The sequence below is a fragment of the Bacillus sp. OTU2372 genome, assembly GCF_038440275.1.
Classification (GTDB): domain Bacteria; phylum Bacillota; class Bacilli; order Bacillales; family Cytobacillaceae; genus Neobacillus; species Neobacillus bataviensis_B.
In genome coordinates, this window is record NZ_JASATK010000028.1 from 23,809 (window position 1) to 43,807 (window position 19,999).

Sequence of the window (19,999 nt, forward strand, 5' to 3'; positions counted from 1 at the left end):
TTGAACCAATGCTTCTTTTTTTGTTCATAAAAGGGATCTCTTTCTGGAAGGCTTTTAAAGTTAACCGAATAGGATAATTTGTTCTAAAATAGGAAAACTATCTGTAGGGTAACTCGTAGAAGGAGTGCATACATATAATGAAAAAACCATTGTTTGTTCTTGTATCTCTCATCATTTGTTTGTATATTTCTGGCTGCTCAAAGAATAATGTAGACGATGATGTTTCAAATCAGAAGCTAAATAAAACAGAACCAACAAGAGAAAATTATAATACACCAAATCATGGTGGTCCAGCCATCACGAGCGTTGATACCAGTGACCCGGAAATAGACCGGCAACAAAATCAAAACAACAGACGCTCGACGAACACTCAATTTCATTACAGCACATCAAAAATCATTGTTGCGAATCGAGCAGCAGATCAGGTTGCCGATTTATCTGAGATTGACCATGCAAATGTCATTGTTACTGATAATAATGCTTATGTAGCTGTTCAATTAAGTACTTCTAACGGCAATCAGTTGACCTCATCCCTAAGAGGTAAAATTACAAAGGCAATAAAATCGGTTGATGGCAATATCGACAATGTTCATATATCGAAAAATCCGCAATTCTATAAACGAATGGCGAGATATACAAGAAATATTAGAAATGGGCAAACCTCTTCCGATTTCATCGATGAGTTTGCCGATACCATTCGCAGAGTTTTCCCTGATGCACGTTAATGATTATAAGATGCAGCTGCCTGGTTCCGGTTCAGGCAGCTATTTTGTTTTGAATTAAAAAAAGACCGGAGGCTTTTACCTCACAGTCTTCATGTTATGCATCTTGAAAATATTCCTTGTAAAACCCGCCTACTTTTCCAGTATTATCAATAATGTAATAAAACTCTTCTGTTTCGTTTTTTACATCATAAATTTTCCCTGTTGTTAATGCATTATGAACGAGATATTTCTTAGCATCTGTATGCACGCATTTTACTTTTTTATTGGTTTCGCGATTTTTCCATGCTAAATGAATCAATGCTGCCACCGTCCTTTCAGTCTTTGTCCAAGTTCTAGTATAATCAATTGCAGTGGTGCTGTGCAACCATATCATTATTTGCAGAAAATAACACAATTTTAATGAGTAACGACTTCCTTCACCTTTTTCCAGCTGCTTCTTCAATATTTAAAAACCATAGCCATAATTTGTGAACCTTTTTTTACAATCAGTAAATAAGTGTTCTCAAACTATGGCTAAACTATTACAATAGTAAAAACTGAATATACAATCCATTTTCAGGAGGAGGGCATTCTAAAATTGAAAATTATGAGTAACGAGCAGTTGATTGTTTCGTATCGGGATGCATTAAAGTCTGGTGAAAAGGAATGGATTAAACTTTTAAAAGATGAAATAAAGCGCAGGGGACTAAAAGCCCTAAAAAACTAAGCTGTTGAAACTGATTATAATAAAACCGCTGAACTTTTTCAGCGGTTTTTAATTTTATATTGAGCATGGCAAAGCCATTTTTACTGTTGTTCCGACTCCTTCCTGACTCTCAATTGAGATAGTTCCATTATACTTTTTGATTAAACGCTGGGCAATTGACAGTCCAAGTCCCGTTCCTCCATTTTCTCGGCTTCGAGCTTGATCCACCCGATAAAAGCGATTAAATACTTTCGCTAAATCTTCGCTCCTTATGCCAATTCCACTGTCAACTACAGAAATGATCATTTCCTCACCTTCTAGCTTTGCCGTAATCCAAATTTCCTTATTATTGCTTGAGTATTGAATGGCATTATCTAATAAGATGATCATGATCTGCTCCATATGTTGTCTTGAAATCGGGATTTTTGGTAATCTCTGACCCACTTCTAAAAAAAGATTGTAATCCGGATGGACGATTTCCAAATTTTTCACCAATTGATGAAGCGTTTCTGAAATATCGGTTTTTTCCTCATTTATTAATCTAGGATGCTCTGCTCTTGTAATATGTAACAAGTCATTGATTAATTTTTTTAATCTTGTTACTTCTTGGAGTGAAGCTTCAAGAGATTCATCTAGAATAGCAGAATCCTTTTTACCCCATCTGTTCAATAAGGAAAGATGTCCCTCCAATATCGAAACAGGCGTTCTGAGTTCATGAGAGGCATCTTCGACAAATTGCTTTTGAAGCAGGAATGATTTCTCGATTTCATCCATCATTTCATTAAAAACATTGGTCAGGGCTGTTAATTCGTCTTTTTGTTTATAGCCATTCATCCTTTCTTGAAAGCCGGTTTCCTTAATCTGCTTCATTGCTTTAGCCAAGTCCCTTACAGGTTTTAAAAGCTGCTTTGCAAGTAAATAACCGCTGATCGCACTAAAGATAATTGCAGCAACCCCAAATATGGTCATAACCCAAAAGAGGTACCCCATCATTCTTCTGTAGTTATTTAATTGACGGACAATTTCTACGGTCCCTGTAAAGTCATCCCCCTTTAACGGGGCTCTTGAAACAAATGCTTCATCTCCTTCGATTGAAACCCTTTGGGTGACCTTTTTTCTTGTAGGAGCAGCCTCTAAAACTGGGAAGTCACCATTTTTATCCGAAACAAGAACATGGCCATCTTTGTCATACACTCTAATTAATTGGTCTTTATCATTCATTTTCCTTAAAAATGTTTGGCTGTTTTTAATCTCTCCTCGATTAGGCTTGTTTGATTTTGCATTGTAAAATGTTGTGATATCACTCATTGTTCGATTGATGGCAATTTCTTCACGATTCAACATCCATTTTGAAACGATATGATATTCTAAGAAACTAAATAAAAAGAAAGTCAAAAAAATAGCTGTTGAGCAGCTTAACACCAGTTTAGTCTGCCAGCGGAGACGATTAAAATGACTGCTGATTTTCTTTATCATCGCATAACATATCCTATACCACGAACCGTGTGAATATAACGGCCTTCATCATTTGAGTCATCTATTTTGTTTCTTAAATAACGAACATATACATCCACCACATTTGTTTCAACGCCTGTACTATAGCCCCAAACCTTATTAAGGAGTACTTCTCTTGTTAATACGATATTTAAATTGCTCATGAAGGTAATTAATAAATCGTACTCCCTTTTTGTAAGACTAATCACCGTTTCTCCCTTTTTGACCACGCAGGATTCTAGCTCAACAATCAGATCCTTAAATACAAGGGTCGTGACCTCATTAGATTGCAGGGCTTCAACCCTTCTAAATAATGACCTTAATCTTGCTAATAACTCTTCAATCGCAAATGGTTTTACAATATAGTCATCTGCCCCGCTATCAAGTCCAGAAACCCGATCAAGTACACTATCCCTGGCTGTTATCATAATAATGGGAATCGTTTTATTAGTTTGCCTAATTCTTCGGCATACCTCCATCCCATTTAATTCAGGGAGCAGTAAATCAAGTAAAATGGCATCCCAACTTTCTGTAATAGCTAATTGTAAGCCAATGCGCCCGTCAGTGGCAACAGTTGTTTCATAGCCCTCATGCTGCATTTCTAGCTCAATAAATCTGGCTAAGCTCTTTTCATCTTCAATAATTAGTAATTTGGACATACTCCCACACTCACATTACGTTTTCTTTTATTTTAACTGATGTTTATCTCGAATAAAATCGAAGACTGCATGAATAATTTCAATTGATTGGTACGACACAAGAGAAAGTGCAGTAAACGAAAAGAAGCCAACAATAATTAATCGAAACCAGAACATATTGTATTCCTCCTTTTTGAACTGTTTTTCAGTACCTTAAGATTTGATTATGATTGAGGATAAGTTATTTAGAGGATTGTTATCATCTTACCTGTTATTCCGAAAACTGCAATGAGAAGAAGATTAGAATTCCCTTAGAAAAATAGAAGCACACGTCTGTATTGGCGTGTGCTTCATTATTTTTGTTACTTATACGCGGCTATTTGTTTCTAGAAAGGGAGGTATAGATAACTCTTTAAGTTTTATAGCAATCTGCTCGGCTGCATCAATAGGATTTTCAGCAAATATATCTATAAACTCCCCCAAATAATCTTGTCTTGCATGATCGTAACGCGGATCATAATAGTGTTCAAGTAAAATTAAAATCATGTCTCGATAATTTTTTTCTTGGAGTGTTTCAATTAATCTTTTCCTGATCTCGGTATCCTTCACCCGTTTTAAAACCTTATCGATTCCTAACGATATTTTTTCGTCATACCAAGGTTCCTGTTCATAAGGCAGTACATATTCAGAAACAAGAAGCTTTACCCTTTGTTCAAGCGGTGAATGAATATAAAAATTTAAGCCTTTAAATTTAACATCCATTAATTTTTCAGGTTGAACAGCTTTACCGATTCGCTTACTTTCTGCCTCAACAAGAAAATAATTGCTCCCGTAGATTTCGTTAAGTCCCTTGAATAACAGTGAATCAAATGTCTTTTGATTATGACCTTCTCCAAGACCAATTGTGCCAAATATGGAGCCGCGATGACCAGCCATTTCTTCCAAATCAAGTACAGGATAACCCTTTTTCTTTAGAATTTTTAGAACCTCTGTTTTTCCTACTCCTGTCATCCCATGGAGCACAACGGTTTTTTCCGGTATCATTGTCGGTATTTGTTCAAGGATATGATGACGATAAGCTTTATACCCTCCTACCAAGCGCCATGCATAAATGCCAGCAAACTCTAAGAAGGTTACAACAGCTTTACTACGCATACCTCCACGCCAGCAATGGATTACTAACTCCCCATCCGTTTGGTATGATTTAATTGTATTTAAAAGGACAGGAATCTTTGGAGAAACAAATTCCATCGCCTGCCACTTGGCCGCCGCTTGCCCTTCATGCTTATAAATCGTACCAATAACTTGACGTTCTTCATCCGTGAATAATGGTATGTTGATGGCGCCAGGAATTGCCCCATCTGCAAACTCAATCGGTGAACGTATATCAATGATGACTGAATCCTTTAGGGTTAATAATTCTTCAACAGTTATTTCCTTCATCTATATTACGCCCCTTTAAAAAACGAACAAAAACTTCCACTACTGGAAGTTTCAAAATAACAAATGCATCATAAAAAAGTTTTTTCTTATTATGATTATATATCTATTATAAAGAAGTTTACCCCTGCTATCAAGAAATTGAAAAATCATGTCAAGATTTAACACTTCACAATCAGTTGAATGATAAAAGGGTCCATTCTGAAAACAGAGTAGACCCTTTCGTTTATCATACGTTTGATTTCAGTTTACTAACAGACATTAAATCTTCCATTTCACTAAGAAGATTTTGTTCAAATAGGTCTACTATTTTACTGCCTACTATAACGCCATCACTATATTGGGATATTTCTTGAATTTGCTCTTTACTTGAAATACCGAACCCTGCCATAACAGGGATCTTACTCACTTCTTTAACAGACTTTAAAAAGTTGGTTAGTTCGGCATCATACTCATTTCTTACCCCGGTGATTCCTTTAACAGTTACCGTATATAGAAAACCTTTTCCCTTACTTGAAATTGTTTTAATTCTTTCGAGTGGTGTTGTCAGGGTCACTAACCGGATTAATTCCACTTCGGCTGCTTCAAGTTCCGGCACAATAATCTTTTCCTCTTCAATTGGCAGGTCAGGAATGATGCAGCCATCCACCCCGGCATTCCGAATGTCACGGACAAACTCAGCTATCCCGTAAGAATAAATTGGATTTAAATAAGTCATAAGTATAATTGGGATTGATACTACCTTTCTAGCCTTTTCAATTTCTTGAATAATCCCTCTTAAGGTGGTGCCATTAGCAAGAGCCCTTAGGCCAGCCCGTTGGATCGTTGGCCCATCTGCTACAGGATCAGAAAAAGGAACCCCAACTTCGACCGCAGTAGCCCCGAACTTTTCAAGTAAAGCAAGTCTGTCAACCAGCGTTTCTAAACCTCCATCACCTGCCATTATGTAGGGAACAAAGGCTTTCTTTTGATTTTCTCTTAATGCCGCAAATGTTTTTTCAATTCGATTCATGTTAGTTCCTCCCCTCAAGTCTTGCTTTTACTGCATCTACATCCTTATCTCCACGACCGGATAAACAAACGACGATATTTTCATTGTCTTTCATTTCAGCTGCAAGCTTGATAGCATAGGCAACCGCATGAGAACTCTCTAGCGCAGGAATAATTCCTTCAAGTTTTGATAAAAGTTGGAAAGCATCAAGTGCCTCTTGATCGGTAATGGAAACATAATTAGCCCGGCCGCTATCTTTTAAGTAGCTGTGTTCAGGACCTACTCCAGGATAATCAAGTCCTGCCGAAATGGAATGGGCCTCTTGAATTTGACCATCTTCATTTTGCAATAGATACATTAATGAACCATGGAGAACCCCTGGTTTCCCTTTTGTTAAGGACGCAGCATGGAACTCAGTTTCCACACCCTGCCCTGCAGCTTCGACCCCATATAAACGAACTTCCTTATCCTCAATAAATGGATAAAACATTCCGATTGCATTACTACCGCCTCCGATACAAGCAACAACAGCTTCAGGCAGGCGGCCTTCGCGTGTAAGAAATTGTTCTCTCGTCTCCTTGCCGATGACACTTTGAAAATCTCTCACCATCATTGGAAATGGATGCGGCCCCATAGCTGAACCCAGTAAATAGTGTGTATCATCCACATTAGTCACCCAATACCTTAATGCTTCATTGACAGCATCCTTAAGAGTGGCACTGCCTGATGAGACGCCCACAACCTTGGCACCGAGTAATTCCATCCGGAAGACATTTAACGCCTGTCGTTTTATATCTTCCTCACCCATAAAAATGATACAATCGAGATTTAATAATGCACATACCGTTGCTGTCGCGACACCATGCTGACCTGCTCCTGTTTCAGCAACGATTCTTCTTTTCCCCATACGGACAGCAAGCAATGCTTGACCAATAGCGTTATTTATTTTATGGGCACCCGTATGGTTCAAATCTTCTCTTTTCAGGTAAATATTTGCACCGCCCGCATGTTTGGACAAGTTTTCCGCAAAATATAATGGTGTCTCTCTACCAACATACTCACTAGCTAATCTAGCAATCTCAGCATGAAAAGCAGGATCCTTTTTTGCCTCTTCATATGCTTCATTTAATTCAATTACCGCCTTCATCAGTGTCTCCGGTACAAATCTTCCTCCAAATATTCCGAAATGGCCTTTTTCATTCGGCAATGTATAGGTGCTCATTTTGTTTTCCTCCAATTGGTATAGTTTTCACCTTTTCAATAAATGCTTTTATTTTCACAAGATCTTTTACTCCATTTGTTTCAACCCCAGAGCTCACATCGACCATATAAGGGTTAATGATCTGTACGGCCTCAGTGACATTTTCAAGATGTAATCCCCCGGCAAGAATGACTTTTTTTTCTTTCAAACATAAAGTGTTAACTTGCCTCCAATCAAACGATGTTCCATTTCCGCCCCGATACTTTCCTTTTGGTCCATCGAGCAAAATATAATCGGCTGGGAATTGAACAATCCCCTCTAAGGCTTCGTTATCCTCAAAGCTGATCGCTTTTACAACGGCTAGTGGAAGCGATTGAGAAAAGACAGCAGACTCCTCACCATGAAGTTGAATATGGGATAAACCAACTAGAGACGCAATCCTTTCAATCTCTTCCTTCGTTTCATTAACAAAAACACCAATTTTCATAACATTTGCTGGTAAGCAAGAAACGATTTCTTGTGCTTTAGCTGGTGTTACCTTCCTCTTACTTTCTGCAAATACTAGACCGATGGCATCTGCGCCATAATCAACAGCTTTAAGTGCGGTCTGGCTATCCATGAGTCCACAGATTTTTACCTTAATGTTCATTTATTAACACCCTCTTGAAGTGGAAGACGGAGATTAGAGAAGGATTTCTCAATATCCTGGCTGACCATTAAGGCCTCGCCTACTAAAATTCCATTTGCACCCGCGTTTCGAACTCTATCAGCATCCTGCTCAGTATGGATTCCACTTTCACTTATTAAATAAGCTCCTGATCTTTTTACAATCGAGGCTAATTGTTCGGTTACTTCTAATGAAACTTTAAATGTCTTTAAATCACGGTTATTGACACCAATTAACTTTGCTCCTGTTTTAAGTGCTTTTTCTAATTCATTTTTGTTATGGACCTCTACCAGCACTTCCAAGCCTTTTGATTTAGCGTAATGAAAGAGCTCAGCCAAACTGCTTTCTTCTAACGCTGCAACAATTAGCAATATGATGTTAGCCCCATTGGCAGCTGCAACATCAATCTGTAATGGGCTAATAATAAAATCCTTACATAATATAGGCAGGTTAACTGCTTCACGAACTGCCTTTAAGTCGGCAAATGAACCTTTAAAAAAGGTGGAATCCGTTAATACAGAAATGGCAGACGCTCCTGATTTCTCATAAATTGCGGCCTGTACTTCCGGTTCCACTCCATTATTGATTAATCCCTTTGATGGGGATGCTCGTTTATATTCGGCAATGATTGAAAGTTCCTCTGCTGTTTGCAGTTTTTCTAAAAAGGATCTTTTTGGATAAGCTGTTTCCTGAATGATTTCTGTCCTTTCTTGAAGCATCTGGACCTCCTTTTTCTTCTGTTCAATGATCCGGTCAAGAATGGTTTCCACTTAAATCGCCTCTTTCTGGCCTAATTTAGATTTTTCAATAAGAGTTGTCAGTTTTGCATATGCCGCACCTGAATCGATTATTTCCTTGGCTACATCAATACCTTCAATAATGGAACTAGCTTTTCCAGCTGTATAAATACCGATTCCGGCATTTAATAATACTGTATCACGAGGGGCACCTTTCTCCCCTTTTAGTACTTTTAATAAGATTTCCCCATTTTCTTTTGAATCCCCGCCCTTTATCTGGCTGTTATCGTATTGCGGGAGATTAACGTCTTCAGGTGTAAATATATGACTAGTAATTTTTCCATCCTCCAAAAGGGTATAATGATTTTCTCCCTGAAGAGAAGCTTCATCCATAAAACCAGCACCATTTATGACAACCGCCCTTTTACGTCCCAGCTTTTTGAGTACTTCTGCAAAGACATTTAATAAATCCCTGCGATTAACGCCTAACAATTGATAATCGAGTTCAATCGGATTTGTTAATGGGCCAATATAATTAAAGACCGTGGGAATTTTCAATTCTTTGCGTACTGTCATTACTTTCTTTAATTTTGGATGAACATGTGGAGCGAATAAAAAGGCGATCCCGATTTCATGAAGTATTTCTTCCGTCCTTTCAGAGGGTAAATTTAGATTAACTCCCAGATACTCAAGGACATCTGCACTTCCTGTTTTACTTGAGATGCTTCTATTGCCGTGCTTAGCGACTGGAATTCCAGCACCAGCAATAACAAAGGCTGAAGTTGTACTAACATTAAAGCTTGATGAACCGTCTCCGCCAGTCCCACAGTTATCCAGAACATTCGGAAATTTCTGGTTAAAGCTTAGGGTATTGCCCTTCATAGCCCGAACAATTCCAGCGATTTCGTCAACTGTTTCACCCTTAGACTTTAACCCCATTAGAAAGGCGGCAATTTCAGATTCAGAAACTTCCTCTCCTAAGATAAAATCAACTGCTTCTTGCATTTGCTCTTCAGAAAAGGATCGCTGCTCAGCTAATTGGAGTAGATAGTTTTTCATTTTCCCTCATCCCTTCTATTTCAATTAAAAAGTTTTTTAACATTTGTTTTCCATCCGGAGTTCCAATTGATTCCGGATGAAATTGCAGCCCGTAAACCGGATATTTCTTATGTTTTATTGCCATAATTTCATGATCATCATTAGATTGAGCAATGCACTCCAGCTCCTCTGAGAGATTACTTTCTTCTAACGTCAACGAATGATAACGCATTACCTCTAATGGAGTACTTAAGTTTGCAAATACTTCATTGCCTTGATGAGTGATGAAGGAAGTTTTCCCATGCTTAATGTAATGTGCCCTCCTCACTTCACTTCCAAAGGCTGCTCCAATTGCTTGATGGCCAAGACATATACCTAGTAAAGGAATGGTCTTATGGAAAGTTTGGATTAACTCGATACAAATACCTGCATCCTCAGGCCGGCCAGGCCCTGGTGATAAAATAATCGCTTTCGGGTTCAAATCTCGAATTTGTTCCATACTCAGCTGATTATTCCGATAAACAACAACCTCCTCACCCAGCTCCCCTAGGTATTGATAAAGATTAAAGGTAAACGAATCAAAATTATCAATTAATAAAATCATTTTTCACCCTCCAAAAAGGATCTCAACTTGTTTAGTGTTTCCTCATATTCAGACTCTGGATTTGAATCGTGAACAATACCTGCACCTGCTTGGATAATTGCTTCACCGTCTTTAATGATCATGGTACGAATCGCCAAGGCAAAATCCATATTTCCGTTTACAGACACATAGCCAACTGCCCCGGAATAAAGACCGCGCTTTGATTTTTCTAACGTATTTATAATTTCCATTGCCCTAACTTTTGGGGCACCAGAAACCGTCCCTGCTGGCAGACAGGCAGCCAAGGCATCTAATGCCGTTTTTTCCGAATGAAGCTTTCCGCTGACCTCCGATACTAGGTGGATAACATGGCGGAATTTTTCTACCGACATATACTTCTCAATTTGAACCGTTCCAAATTCACAAACTTTGCCTAAATCGTTTCTTCCAAGGTCCACAAGCATTCGATGTTCGGCTAGCTCTTTTTCATCGTTAACTAATTCCTGCCCAATCCGTTCATCCTCTTCAGCAGTTGTTCCTCTTCGCTTTGTACCGGCAATCGGGTTTGAGATTACGGTATTGCCGCGTGTTTTAATTAAGCTTTCTGGCGACGAACCAATGACGCTATATTCATCAAAGTCGATATAAAACATATACGGTGTTGGATTGGTGCTTCGATGCTTCCGATAAAGTGATAAGGGTGTACCTTGAAACGATGATTTCATACGTCTTGAGAGGACTACTTGAAAAATATCGCCTGCAAGGATATGCTCTTTTGCGGTTTCAACATTTTTAAGAAACGCTTCTTTTGTTGTATCCGATTCAAAACCGCTAAAAGTATAAGGTTCCTCTTCGTAATAATAATTTGGCTTTTTTAATTCTTCTATCCTTTGCATTATTCGTTTTTCGATTATCGCTGTACTACTACTTTCTGATAATGGAAGACCGCAAATTTTTACTTTTTCTTGCAGATGATCAAAAACAATCACTTCTTCAAAAAACATAAGATGCACATCAGGCATTTCTAAGCCATTTGGATATTCCTCACCAATTACTTCAAACTCTCTAATGATGTCGTAGCCAACATACCCCACTGCGCCTCCTATAAAAGGAAAATCACATTCGTCAAATATCCCGTCAGGTAATAGCCTCTTCATAACTTCTAAAGGGTTTCCATTCAATATACGCTTTGCACCATCGCGATAAATAATTTCATTTATTTCGCCTCTGGAAATGAGTTCAAAGGCAGGATCTGCACCAATAAAAGAGTACCTCCCCGAGTCATTGTATTTATGAGAGCTTTCCAATAAGAATTTCTTAGTTCCGCTTATCTTTTGTAAGATCGAGATGGGAGTTAATGTATCTCCTTTGATTTCCTGTATTATACATCGTTTTATTGTCTTCATGTCACAACCCCTTTTCGAAAATAAAAAAATCGTCCTCTATACGCGCAAATAGATTGCGCATATAGAGGACGATTCTAAGACCGTGGTGCCACCTCTCTTTGAAACAGATCAAGTTCTGCTCCCTCATTCAGATACAGAACATATTCTGTCCGATATCCTATCCTTTTAACGGGGGAAACCGGGCGTCCCTACTAAAGTTCAAGACACCTCTCACAAGTCCATTCCACAAATTCATTCATATCGGGCTCACACCTCCCCCGACTCTCTGGAAAGAATTAATTTTGTGTACTACTCTTGCTCAACGAGTTAATTATTTTATTTAAAAATACAAAAGGGCCCTCCATCCAAAAAGGACGGAAGACCCGTGGTGCCACCTTCATTAGCTAAAATTAGCTCACTCAACCGATATCGAAGCAAAGAAGCTTGAATATCTGTCTCTTGTAACGATGAGATCTTCGCCAAAGCCTACTGCCTATAAGGGTTCGGTTTGGAGGCTCGGAAGTCCATTCGCTTAAACGTCTACACTGATTTGCACCAACCATCAGCTCTCTTAAGTATCCGTGGAAGTTACTACTCTTCGTCAACACCTAAATGATTTACTTTATTGATTATTATCCTATCCAACTTCACTAATAATGTCAAGAGATTATTTTTCAAAAATTCAAAATTAAATATTCTCCTTTGGGATTTTTCATTCCTATTTCACTGTTTAAATTATCCACTTCCAATTAAAGGATACCTTAAACTTGTGTTTTTTTAAATGTATTAGCCAATATTAACATTAGAAAGCAAACATGTCTCTTCGGCGTGGTATGTTAGAGCATAAAATGAAGGCGGGATAGAAGATTCATGGAACATATTGAACGATTAAGCCAAAACCAAAAGGCAGCAAAGAAAAAACACTCGGCGGCTGGACAAAAAAAACAAAGTGAAATTGCTAAACAAAAATGGGCAATTGTCTCGCTGTCCTCCATTCCTTTAGTGATGACTTTAGGAAATTCAATGTTGATTCCTGTATTACCTTCTATGGAAAAAGAATTATCAATCACCTCCTTTCAAACCAGCATGATTATAACAGTTTATTCTATTGTGGCGATCTTTCTAATTCCAGTTGCCGGCTACATTTCCGACCATATCGGCAGAAAAAAAGTGATTATCCCTAGTCTGATTATTGCGGGGATTGGCGGACTTATTTCTGGTTGGGCTGCCTGGAAGTTAACAGATGCCTATTGGCTCATTTTAGTCGGACGTGCCCTTCAAGGAGTAGGAGCTGCAGGGGCAATGCCTATTGTACTTCCCTTAGTTGGTGATATGTTTAAAAGTGAGGATGATGTTAGTAGCTGTTTAGGACTAATCGAAACATCTAATACGTTTGGAAAGGTTTTAAGTCCGATATTAGGATCCTTTCTTGCCGGATTTATCTGGTTTTTACCATTTTTTTCATTCCCAATATTTTGCGCTATTTCCGTTATTCTCATGATTTTTCTTGTCAAATGTCCAAAAAGTGAAGAAAAACCAATCCCATTTAAACAATTTTTTATAAATGTGAAAAAGACCTTTACTGAAAAAGGACGTTGGCTTTATGCCATCTTTTTTATTGGCGGGATTCTTATGCTCGTCTTGTTTGGAATCTTGTTTTACCTTTCAGAAACCTTTGAGAAAGAATATGGGATTAAAGATCTAAAAAAAGGGTTCTTTTTATCATTACCACTTGGTGCACTATGTTTAGCATCTTTTATCAGCGGAAAGATCATTAAGAAAAATAAAGTATTAATGAAATGGATGACCTTGATTAGTATTATCCTTGCTGCAATTTCAATTGCTGCACTTTGGTTTTCGATTAAACTTTGGTATATGCTAACTATGTTTTTGATAACTGGGGTAGGGATTGGATTAAGTCTTCCATGTTTAGATGCATTGATCACGGAAGGCATCGAGAAAAAGGAACGCGGGACCATTTCCTCCATTTACAGTTCGATGAGGTTTATTGGAGTTGCTGCAGGCCCTCCTTTGATTGCAGTCCTAATGAAATATGCAAGCCATTGGATTTTTATTGTTCTAAGCAGCCTTAGTGTTATAGCCGCATTCATTACTATGTTCGCGATAAAACCAAAAGCAGAAGCTTAGCGAAGTGCTGAGGAATTCCTCAGCACTTTTTGTTTTTCAAAGCAAATTCTTGGACAAGAAATGCTCTAATTATGCTATAATATAAGTGTTCTTATTGAACAATGCGGGTGTGGTTTAATGGTAGAATTTCAGCTTCCCAAGCTGACGGCGGGGGTTCGATTCCCCTCACCCGCTCCATTTGGAGAAGTACCCAAGTGGTTATAAGGGGGCGCACTCGAAATGCGTTAGGACGGGTAACCGTTGCGTGAGTTCGAATCTCTTCTTCTCCTCCATACTATAGTTCAAAGTTCAAACACTTCTTATCGAGTGTTTTTTTATTTTTTCTAACTGTAAAAAAAGAGGCCTCTTAATGGCATGTACCTCTAAGGAGAAAGAACCTCCTTTTTTCGTTGGTCTTAAGGGTTTAACCATTCAGGATTCCGATCGTGGCAAATCGGGCAGCTGGCTTTTTCCTGATGAATGTTGAGAAGGGCTTCCCGCAAGTTTCACATTCTTTAGTCATAAACGGGTGATGTTGATTTTGATTCTTGGTTATTTTCGGCTTAATATGTAAGGCATCTTCCGTGCATATATCCGTACAATCGAAACAGTTTACGCACTTTTCACTGGCTACCCGCAAAAAACCTTCCTCTAAGGAAAATACTTTTTTAGAACAGAAGGAAAAACAGAGTTGACAAAATGTACATTGGGCAAGATCTAAATCCACTTCATAGAATTGATAGTCAGGATAATAGCGGGATAGATTCCATTCCTTTGCTTCCAATTTCCAAACTGCTGGTGCTATGGTTTTTGCACATTGTTTACCCTCTTTTTGTAAGGAAGTTAAAAATGCTCTCCTCGACATTCCCTTCTCTTTTCGGTTTTCTAGTATCCTGATTGGACTTTCTTCAAATAACTGTAAGATTTTGTTGGCTTGAAAAAGAACATTTATCCAATTTTGATTAAGAGGGGGTGAACCTGACTTAATAGCGGTTAACCCTCTTTGTTTGTAAATGAGTAATTCCTTTACAGTTGGAATATAAGACTCTTTATAGACAAGACTACCCTTATCAAATTTCCTTGTTTCTAAAACACCTTCGATTGCAGAAAGCGGACAGGCAATTATACAATCACCGCATGAATTACATTTCTCAAGATCGATTTCTATGGATGTCGAAGTAATGATAAGGGCTCCATAGCGACAAGCATCAGCACAAGTCCTACAAGTAGAACGGAGATGTTTCTTCCTGGAACAATTATTAGTTACTTTGGCATATACATGCATGCTTTCAAGCCAATTAACAAGCAGCGACATATTATCACCCGCCTCAAGTTTTTGTTAATTACTGGACAGCCTTGCATCCCTATGCGGATTAATGACAAGGTTTGGCTGTGTTAATGTATTACTAGGCATCCCTTTAATTTGGCTTACCGTGCCAACTTTTTTCGCAGCTCTTCAATGGGGCCAAATTCAATTGCCCGCATCGGACATGCAGCGACACACACGGGTTCTTCGCATTTTTCCTGCAAATCTACACAAAAATCACATTTATTCGATTTAAATACCTTTTTATTGTATTGAGGAGCCCCATAAGGACAAGCCTTAATGCATAATTGCGCACCTTGACATACATCTTGGGCAATTGTAACGACACCGTTTTGTTTATTCTTTAACATTTTCCAATGCCTCCCTTACTTCCAATAAAGATGTAAAATCAAAGTCTAAAAAGTCCTCAAGCAGCATGGCAGCCCCTAGATATAAGCAACTATTGGTATGATCCATAATCCTTTTACAAAATTCTGGAATCCAAATGGATAGGTGCTCTTTATGAAGGAGAATTTGACTTGCAATCAGTTCCTGAATCTTTTCTGGCTCCGAGGCTTGCAAACTTAGTTCTATTAGAAAAATCATAAACTCTAATTCTAGTAGTAAATGATCATCAGGTTCATAATTTTCTCGTAAAAATTGGACCCCAAATTGATGATATAGCTCTCTAATCTGGAGAGTCCACTCTTCAAATAAAAGTCGTTCTTTGCTTCGATATTAAGACTCCCAAGGAGGGGCCACTAGTGTTCCTGGACCAATAAATAACCGTCGGTATTCTTCTCTTTCCAATTGCACTTTCTCTATCTTGGTCAATTGCTTAAAAAAGGAAGCTAGAATTCTGCCACCTTCATGAAACTCTTTTAATTCATCAAAAGTCCTCATACGAGCTAATTCTAGTAATAGGTTTTCATTGGTTGGCTCTAAAAATAAAGTATGGAGTATTTGGTATAAATTTTTCCTAGCTAATAAAAATGGTTGTAATTCGATATGTATTGGATCCTTTGCTGTTATCATTTCCTCTCTCCTCGTTTGTGATGTTTATACACCAACATCCATGATTCGTATCCCCTCATAAATTTATCTTACCTTAATCTATTTAGGTTAGGTTGACTTTGTGCAATTATTCACATTAAATTCAAAATCATGAAAATTGCAGTAAACTAAATCACTTTTTTGGGTTATGACCGAAAATGTGTATAATAAGAGAGTCAATAAACTGTAAAGGATGATATGGTTGAACATAACTGGCCACCAAGTTGAAAAATTAGAAGATCCCTTTGGTTTACTATCTGGAGAGCGCTATGAGTTTTTTCTAGAACTCGAAGTGGATGAAGATGATGAATTGTATTCTGAAAAAGGGATCGGTTTAAAGTGTATTTTTGTTCGTAATGAAAGCGAAGATAAAATAACCAGCTATCACTTTTATGAACGCGGGACCGAAAAGGTACTCGACTTTGAATTGGAGGAGGATGAAGAAGAACTAGTCCTTACTTACTGCCAAAAATTTGCTGAAGAAGAATAATAAGAAAGCAGGGAGCTTTGCTCTCCCTGCTTTCTTATTGATCACATAAAATTTTTACTATGGTTATGAATGACTTGTAGTTCTTTGGTTGTTTGACTCATTTCACTTTTGCAGATTGGGCAAAGTGGAAGTTCACTGCTTTTAAAATTGTCCCGAACCCAGCACTTACAAGTTTCAGAAGTACAAACCCAAATTTTTGTTTCCTCTAATTTAATTTCTTCTTCATTTTTTCTGCCAAACGCCAAAACGATCACTCCTTATAAGTAGTTATGACTGTTTTTGAACCTGTAATTGAAACCAACTATTATTCTAGTAAAATTAAATATATAAAAAGGTGATGCTTGCATCACCCTTTTATTTTTTCTGACCATTTTACATAATAAAAAAGACGTAACTCTGCACGATAGGTAATAGTTATCCCCCACTTTCGTGCAGTTACGACCAATTAAACCAGATAATACCGCAACATTAAAATGTATTTTAATTTTAACACAATTTCCACTTTGAGTCAATTTTATGAGCATTCCTAAAAATGAAATGAAGACCAAGTTAAAAGAACTTGGCCTTCAAGGACTTTCATCTCTAAGCTTCTTTCTTAACTTTAGCTGGTGCCTTTTTTCTTGGTGCTGCAGCTGTTTTTTTCGGTTTGACTTTTTCCGTTGCCGCTGGCTTTAATGCAGGTGAAGTTGTTTTATTAGGTTTTGTTCGATCAATGGATGCCTGAAGGGCTGCCATTAGATCGGTAACATTAGATGTAATTTCCTTAGTCGCTGCTGTTACTGTTTCTTGCCCAGTACGTTTTGACTCAATGAGTTCTAAAAGTGCCGTTCGATATTCATCGGTATACTTTTCAGGCTCAAAATTAGTGGTTAATTGATCGATGAGCATAATCGCCGTGTCTAATTCTCTATCTGTGACCTTATCCTCCGCAGGAACATTCGGCACATCTCCCGCTTTACGTACCTCGTCAGGATAATGAATGGTTTCCATAACTAAGGTATTTTCGTATACGCGAATTACGGCAAGCTGCTCTTTGGAACGAATAATAATTTTAGCCAGCCCAACCTTTTGGGACTCCTGTAAGGCCTTGCGCAGTAATGAGTATGCCTTACTGCCGCCCTCATTTGGGGACATATAATACGTTCGATCAAAGTAAATCGGATCTATTTCTTCCATTTTTACGAAATCAATAATTTCTACAGCCTTTTCTTCATTCTCTTTCCGAAGCTTTTCTAGTTCTTCATTATCTAAAACGACAAACTTTCCTTTTGTATACTCATACGCTTTGACAATATCTTCTGGTTTTACTTCTTCCTCACAGACTGTACAAATTTTTTCGTATTTAATCGGAGCATGACATTTATTGTGCAGGGTTCGAAGTTTTATATCTTTGTCTTCAGTTGCTGTATGGAGCTTAATGGGGATGTTAACAAGCCCAAAACTAATGCTGCCTTTCCACATTGTATGCATAAGAATTCTCCAATCTTTTTGTTATTAGTTTGTGGTACCGTCTTATCTTCATTCCTAAAAAGTATTGGAAAAGGATGAAGTGGTATTAATTGAAGCAAAATAAGGAAAAAAGAAAGGAACAATACCATGAAACCAATGCTGCCAAGTTTAACTTTTGACCTTCCTGTACGGCCAGATTGGCAGTACGAGGTTAAATTTGATGGATTTCGGGCCATGTTAACCTGGAATTCAAAAGGAATTGAGTTCATTAGCAGAAATGGCAAAGATTTATTACCACAATTTCCAGAAATCAAAGATTTCCTTTTGCGATATGAACCCCTTTTTAAACCCTATTTACCACTGCAAATAGATGGGGAACTTGTTTATTTGGAAAACACGCATAAGGCTAATTTTTCCGCTATCCAGGTTCGAGGAAGACTGAAATCAGAAAAAAAAATATCAGAGCAGGCAACTCGTTCCCCATGCCGACTGATGGTTTTTGATCTATTGATGTTAAAGGGAAAAAAGTTCTCTACTGAACCCTTTTTTAAGAGAAAAGAAGCGTTAAAGGAATTATTCCTATCAATAGGGTTTGAGCTAGAATCTGATCCGTATAATAATCAGCTGCTTCAATTCGTAAAAGCCCATGATGATTATAATGAATTATGGGAAAAAGTCGTTCTATATGATGGAGAGGGCATTATTGCTAAATTTAAAAATAGTTTTTGGGAAGAAGGAAAACGCACACTACAATGGCTAAAGTATAAAAACTGGAAATATGTCAGCTGCTTTATTACCTCCTATGAAAAAACAAATGGGTATTTTTATATTGGAGTTTATCAAGATAAAAAAATTTATAGCATCGGCCAAGTGCTATTTGGTTTTAAACCTGAAGAAAAAGATGCCTTAAAGCTAACCATAAAACAGAATATGATCAAAGAGGATGACAAATTTATTTATGTCGAACCTGCCATCTGCCTTGAAGTGAAATACTTAGAACTATATGATAATCAACTGCGTGAACCTCATTTTGACCGTTTTCGCTTTGATTTAGAACCTGCAGATTGTACCTTTGACCGCTTTATGTTTGCCCAAAAAAACCTGCCTCAGGACTTGGAAATAACACATCCGGATAAACCCTTGTGGGAAAGGCTCTCCATTCAGAAAGCTGATTATATTCTGTACCTGCGGGAAATTTCACCATATATGCTGCCTTTTTTAAAGGACCGCCTCTTAACAGTTATCCGTTATCCGCATGGCATGTTTGGCGAAGCTTTTTATCAAAAAAATTGTCCTGATTATGCACCAGAATTTGTGCATACAAAAGAGGCTGAAGGGATTCATTACATTTTGTGCAATAACCTCAAAACCCTTGTATGGCTTGGAAATCAGCTGGCCATCGAATTCCATATCCCTTTTCAAACAGTTTACAGCAAAGGTCCGAGTGAGATCGTGTTTGATCTCGATCCGCCATCCAAAGATGCATTCCCATTAGCCATAAAAGCAGCTCTATTGATTAAAGAGGTGCTGGATCAATTAAATCTAATAGGTTTTATAAAAACTTCAGGCAACAAAGGGTTGCAAATTTACCTTCCTTTGCCTGAAAAAGTTTATTCCTTTGATGATACACGGTTATTCACCAGCTTTATCGCTGAATATTTAATCTCGAAGGCTCCTGATTCTTTCACCATTGAACGAATGAAAAAGAATCGAGGTAACAGGTTATATGTTGATTATGTACAGCATTCTGAAGGAAAGACAATTGTCGCTCCCTACTCAATGAGGGGAAATGAACATGGCGGTGTCGCTACTCCCCTTTATTGGGAGGAAGTGAATGATAAACTTAAACCAGTCTCCTTTAATATGGAAAATGCTCTTAAACGAATCCGCAGTCAGGGTGACCCTTTTATGGATTACTTTCAAACAAAGCAGCTCCAGGCTTTTACTCCGGTCCTTGAGTTTTTAAAAAACTCAAGCAAAAAAGGATAAG

The 19,999-nt window shown here is 37.9% G+C and carries 22 protein-coding genes, 2 tRNA genes, 1 pseudogene and 2 other annotated features; of the genes and pseudogenes, 7 read left to right on the forward strand and 18 right to left on the reverse strand.

All coding sequences use genetic code 11. The features are described from left to right. The first annotated feature begins 137 nt into the window (after nucleotides 1-137). On the forward strand, nucleotides 138-725 hold the full coding sequence (locus tag AAHB15_RS25940; RefSeq protein ID WP_335573987.1) for a YhcN/YlaJ family sporulation lipoprotein: 588 nt from the start codon (nucleotides 138-140) through the stop codon (nucleotides 723-725). 94 nt (nucleotides 726-819) lie between these two features. Here AAHB15_RS25940 and AAHB15_RS25945 read toward each other — a convergent pair whose 3' ends face one another. Beyond that, nucleotides 820-1,023, reverse strand: a complete 204-nt coding sequence (locus AAHB15_RS25945; protein WP_342043638.1) for a DUF6501 family protein — start codon at nucleotides 1,021-1,023, stop codon at nucleotides 820-822. A gap of 288 nt (nucleotides 1,024-1,311) precedes the next feature. Between AAHB15_RS25945 and sda the strand changes: the two genes are divergently transcribed. Then, nucleotides 1,312-1,431 carry a sporulation histidine kinase inhibitor Sda gene (sda, locus tag AAHB15_RS25950; protein ID WP_396897334.1) on the forward strand — a complete coding sequence of 40 codons (120 nt, stop codon included), beginning with the start codon at nucleotides 1,312-1,314 and terminating at the stop codon, nucleotides 1,429-1,431. Between the two features lie 54 nt (nucleotides 1,432-1,485). On the opposite strand, the gene AAHB15_RS25955 is transcribed toward sda, so the two are convergent. The 11 genes from AAHB15_RS25955 to trpE form a co-directional block, all read right to left on the reverse strand. Continuing rightward, complete coding sequence (locus AAHB15_RS25955; protein ID WP_335573986.1) at nucleotides 1,486-2,886, reverse strand: HAMP domain-containing sensor histidine kinase; 1,401 nt, start codon at nucleotides 2,884-2,886, stop codon at nucleotides 1,486-1,488. Further along, nucleotides 2,883-3,563 carry a response regulator transcription factor gene (locus AAHB15_RS25960; RefSeq protein ID WP_335573985.1) on the reverse strand — a complete coding sequence of 227 codons (681 nt, stop codon included), beginning with the start codon at nucleotides 3,561-3,563 and terminating at the stop codon, nucleotides 2,883-2,885. The genes AAHB15_RS25955 and AAHB15_RS25960 overlap by 4 nt, the downstream gene beginning before the upstream one ends. A gap of 27 nt (nucleotides 3,564-3,590) precedes the next feature. Then, on the reverse strand, nucleotides 3,591-3,719 hold the full coding sequence (locus tag AAHB15_RS25965; RefSeq protein WP_255286612.1) for a hypothetical protein: 129 nt from the start codon (nucleotides 3,717-3,719) through the stop codon (nucleotides 3,591-3,593). Nucleotides 3,720-3,908: 189 nt separating this feature from the next. Then, nucleotides 3,909-4,985 (reverse strand): tRNA 2-selenouridine(34) synthase MnmH, encoded by a 1,077-nt coding sequence (gene mnmH / locus AAHB15_RS25970; protein WP_335573984.1) that lies wholly within the window; start codon nucleotides 4,983-4,985, stop codon nucleotides 3,909-3,911. A gap of 226 nt (nucleotides 4,986-5,211) precedes the next feature. After that, complete coding sequence (gene trpA / locus AAHB15_RS25975; protein WP_335573983.1) at nucleotides 5,212-5,994, reverse strand: tryptophan synthase subunit alpha; 783 nt, start codon at nucleotides 5,992-5,994, stop codon at nucleotides 5,212-5,214. A gap of 1 nt (nucleotide 5,995) precedes the next feature. Then, the gene (gene trpB / locus AAHB15_RS25980) at nucleotides 5,996-7,195 is read right to left on the reverse strand and encodes a tryptophan synthase subunit beta (protein ID WP_335573982.1); all 1,200 of its coding nucleotides are present in this window, start codon (nucleotides 7,193-7,195) and stop codon (nucleotides 5,996-5,998) included. Continuing rightward, nucleotides 7,170-7,817: a phosphoribosylanthranilate isomerase gene (locus AAHB15_RS25985; protein ID WP_342043639.1), complete on the reverse strand. Its 648-nt coding sequence runs from the start codon at nucleotides 7,815-7,817 to the stop codon at nucleotides 7,170-7,172. Before AAHB15_RS25985 ends, trpB begins: the two co-directional genes overlap by 26 nt. Nucleotides 7,818-7,819: 2 nt before the next feature. Beyond that, nucleotides 7,820-8,611 (reverse strand): indole-3-glycerol phosphate synthase TrpC, encoded by a 792-nt coding sequence (gene trpC, locus AAHB15_RS25990; protein ID WP_335573981.1) that lies wholly within the window; start codon nucleotides 8,609-8,611, stop codon nucleotides 7,820-7,822. Then, the gene (gene trpD / locus AAHB15_RS25995) at nucleotides 8,612-9,637 is read right to left on the reverse strand and encodes an anthranilate phosphoribosyltransferase (protein ID WP_144562871.1); all 1,026 of its coding nucleotides are present in this window, start codon (nucleotides 9,635-9,637) and stop codon (nucleotides 8,612-8,614) included. It abuts the gene before it with no gap. Next, entirely contained in the window at nucleotides 9,609-10,220 is a 612-nt protein-coding gene (locus tag AAHB15_RS26000) for an anthranilate synthase component II (protein WP_342043631.1), read from the reverse strand. The genes trpD and AAHB15_RS26000 overlap by 29 nt, the downstream gene beginning before the upstream one ends. Next, nucleotides 10,217-11,605 (reverse strand): anthranilate synthase component I, encoded by a 1,389-nt coding sequence (trpE, locus tag AAHB15_RS26005; protein ID WP_342043632.1) that lies wholly within the window; start codon nucleotides 11,603-11,605, stop codon nucleotides 10,217-10,219. Before trpE ends, AAHB15_RS26000 begins: the two co-directional genes overlap by 4 nt. A 61-nt stretch (nucleotides 11,606-11,666) precedes the next feature. After that, nucleotides 11,667-11,916 (reverse strand) — a binding site (T-box leader). Between the two features lie 35 nt (nucleotides 11,917-11,951). Further along, nucleotides 11,952-12,198: a binding site (T-box leader), on the reverse strand. 256 nt (nucleotides 12,199-12,454) lie between these two features. Here trpE and AAHB15_RS26010 point away from each other — a divergent pair. The 3 genes from AAHB15_RS26010 to AAHB15_RS26020 all read left to right on the forward strand — a co-directional run bounded on the left by AAHB15_RS26010 (nucleotide 12,455) and on the right by AAHB15_RS26020 (nucleotide 14,004). Further along, nucleotides 12,455-13,732, forward strand: a complete 1,278-nt coding sequence (locus AAHB15_RS26010; protein ID WP_335573978.1) for an MFS transporter — start codon at nucleotides 12,455-12,457, stop codon at nucleotides 13,730-13,732. Nucleotides 13,733-13,835: 103 nt separating this feature from the next. Then, nucleotides 13,836-13,909, forward strand: a tRNA-Gly gene (locus AAHB15_RS26015). Between the two features lie 3 nt (nucleotides 13,910-13,912). Then, nucleotides 13,913-14,004: transfer RNA gene (locus AAHB15_RS26020), tRNA-Ser, on the forward strand. Nucleotides 14,005-14,135: 131 nt separating this feature from the next. Here AAHB15_RS26020 and AAHB15_RS26025 read toward each other — a convergent pair. The 4 genes and pseudogenes from AAHB15_RS26025 to AAHB15_RS26040 all read right to left on the reverse strand — a co-directional run bounded on the left by AAHB15_RS26025 (nucleotide 14,136) and on the right by AAHB15_RS26040 (nucleotide 16,052). Beyond that, the gene (locus AAHB15_RS26025) at nucleotides 14,136-15,026 is read right to left on the reverse strand and encodes a 4Fe-4S dicluster domain-containing protein (protein WP_342043633.1); all 891 of its coding nucleotides are present in this window, start codon (nucleotides 15,024-15,026) and stop codon (nucleotides 14,136-14,138) included. 113 nt (nucleotides 15,027-15,139) lie between these two features. Then, the gene (locus tag AAHB15_RS26030; protein WP_335573976.1) at nucleotides 15,140-15,388 is read right to left on the reverse strand and encodes a 4Fe-4S dicluster domain-containing protein; all 249 of its coding nucleotides are present in this window, start codon (nucleotides 15,386-15,388) and stop codon (nucleotides 15,140-15,142) included. Next, a pseudogene (locus AAHB15_RS26035) lies at nucleotides 15,375-15,743 on the reverse strand (TorD/DmsD family molecular chaperone); the annotation flags it as partial. The gene AAHB15_RS26030 and the pseudogene AAHB15_RS26035, both read right to left, overlap by 14 nt. 12 nt (nucleotides 15,744-15,755) lie before the next feature. Next, nucleotides 15,756-16,052, reverse strand: coding sequence for a molecular chaperone TorD family protein (locus AAHB15_RS26040; protein ID WP_342043634.1), 297 nt, complete (start codon nucleotides 16,050-16,052; stop codon nucleotides 15,756-15,758). Between the two features lie 211 nt (nucleotides 16,053-16,263). On the opposite strand from AAHB15_RS26040, the gene AAHB15_RS26045 reads away from it, so the two are divergent. After that, entirely contained in the window at nucleotides 16,264-16,560 is a 297-nt protein-coding gene (locus AAHB15_RS26045) for a DUF6509 family protein (RefSeq protein WP_335573974.1), read from the forward strand. A gap of 41 nt (nucleotides 16,561-16,601) precedes the next feature. Here AAHB15_RS26045 and AAHB15_RS26050 read toward each other — a convergent pair whose 3' ends face one another. Beyond that, complete coding sequence (locus AAHB15_RS26050; protein ID WP_176541149.1) at nucleotides 16,602-16,805, reverse strand: cold-shock protein; 204 nt, start codon at nucleotides 16,803-16,805, stop codon at nucleotides 16,602-16,604. Between the two features lie 337 nt (nucleotides 16,806-17,142). Then, nucleotides 17,143-18,030, reverse strand: coding sequence for a non-homologous end joining protein Ku (gene ku, locus AAHB15_RS26055; protein WP_335573973.1), 888 nt, complete (start codon nucleotides 18,028-18,030; stop codon nucleotides 17,143-17,145). A 126-nt stretch (nucleotides 18,031-18,156) separates the two neighbouring features. Between ku and AAHB15_RS26060 the strand changes: the two genes are divergently transcribed. Next, nucleotides 18,157-19,998 (forward strand): DNA ligase D, encoded by a 1,842-nt coding sequence (locus AAHB15_RS26060; protein ID WP_342043635.1) that lies wholly within the window; start codon nucleotides 18,157-18,159, stop codon nucleotides 19,996-19,998. Nucleotide 19,999: the final 1 nt, after the last annotated feature.

Coding starts and splice junctions, on each gene's coding strand:
- trpE (WP_342043632.1), bottom strand. CDS start 11,605: ATGAAGACAATAAAACGATGTATAATACAGGAAATCAAAGGAGATACA.
- AAHB15_RS26030 (WP_335573976.1), bottom strand. CDS start 15,388: ATGTTAAAGAATAAACAAAACGGTGTCGTTACAATTGCCCAAGATGTA.
- trpD (WP_144562871.1), bottom strand. CDS start 9,637: ATGAAAAACTATCTACTCCAATTAGCTGAGCAGCGATCCTTTTCTGAA.
- AAHB15_RS25940 (WP_335573987.1), top strand. CDS start 138: ATGAAAAAACCATTGTTTGTTCTTGTATCTCTCATCATTTGTTTGTAT.
- AAHB15_RS26000 (WP_342043631.1), bottom strand. CDS start 10,220: ATGATTTTATTAATTGATAATTTTGATTCGTTTACCTTTAATCTTTAT.
- AAHB15_RS26010 (WP_335573978.1), top strand. CDS start 12,455: ATGGAACATATTGAACGATTAAGCCAAAACCAAAAGGCAGCAAAGAAA.
- sda (WP_396897334.1), top strand. CDS start 1,312: ATGAGTAACGAGCAGTTGATTGTTTCGTATCGGGATGCATTAAAGTCT.
- AAHB15_RS26040 (WP_342043634.1), bottom strand. CDS start 16,052: ATGATAACAGCAAAGGATCCAATACATATCGAATTACAACCATTTTTA.
- AAHB15_RS26025 (WP_342043633.1), bottom strand. CDS start 15,026: ATGTCGCTGCTTGTTAATTGGCTTGAAAGCATGCATGTATATGCCAAA.
- trpA (WP_335573983.1), bottom strand. CDS start 5,994: ATGAATCGAATTGAAAAAACATTTGCGGCATTAAGAGAAAATCAAAAG.
- AAHB15_RS26045 (WP_335573974.1), top strand. CDS start 16,264: ATGATATGGTTGAACATAACTGGCCACCAAGTTGAAAAATTAGAAGAT.
- ku (WP_335573973.1), bottom strand. CDS start 18,030: ATGCATACAATGTGGAAAGGCAGCATTAGTTTTGGGCTTGTTAACATC.
- AAHB15_RS25955 (WP_335573986.1), bottom strand. CDS start 2,886: ATGATAAAGAAAATCAGCAGTCATTTTAATCGTCTCCGCTGGCAGACT.
- AAHB15_RS26060 (WP_342043635.1), top strand. CDS start 18,157: ATGAAACCAATGCTGCCAAGTTTAACTTTTGACCTTCCTGTACGGCCA.
- trpB (WP_335573982.1), bottom strand. CDS start 7,195: ATGAGCACCTATACATTGCCGAATGAAAAAGGCCATTTCGGAATATTT.
- AAHB15_RS25960 (WP_335573985.1), bottom strand. CDS start 3,563: ATGTCCAAATTACTAATTATTGAAGATGAAAAGAGCTTAGCCAGATTT.
- mnmH (WP_335573984.1), bottom strand. CDS start 4,985: ATGAAGGAAATAACTGTTGAAGAATTATTAACCCTAAAGGATTCAGTC.
- AAHB15_RS25965 (WP_255286612.1), bottom strand. CDS start 3,719: ATGTTCTGGTTTCGATTAATTATTGTTGGCTTCTTTTCGTTTACTGCA.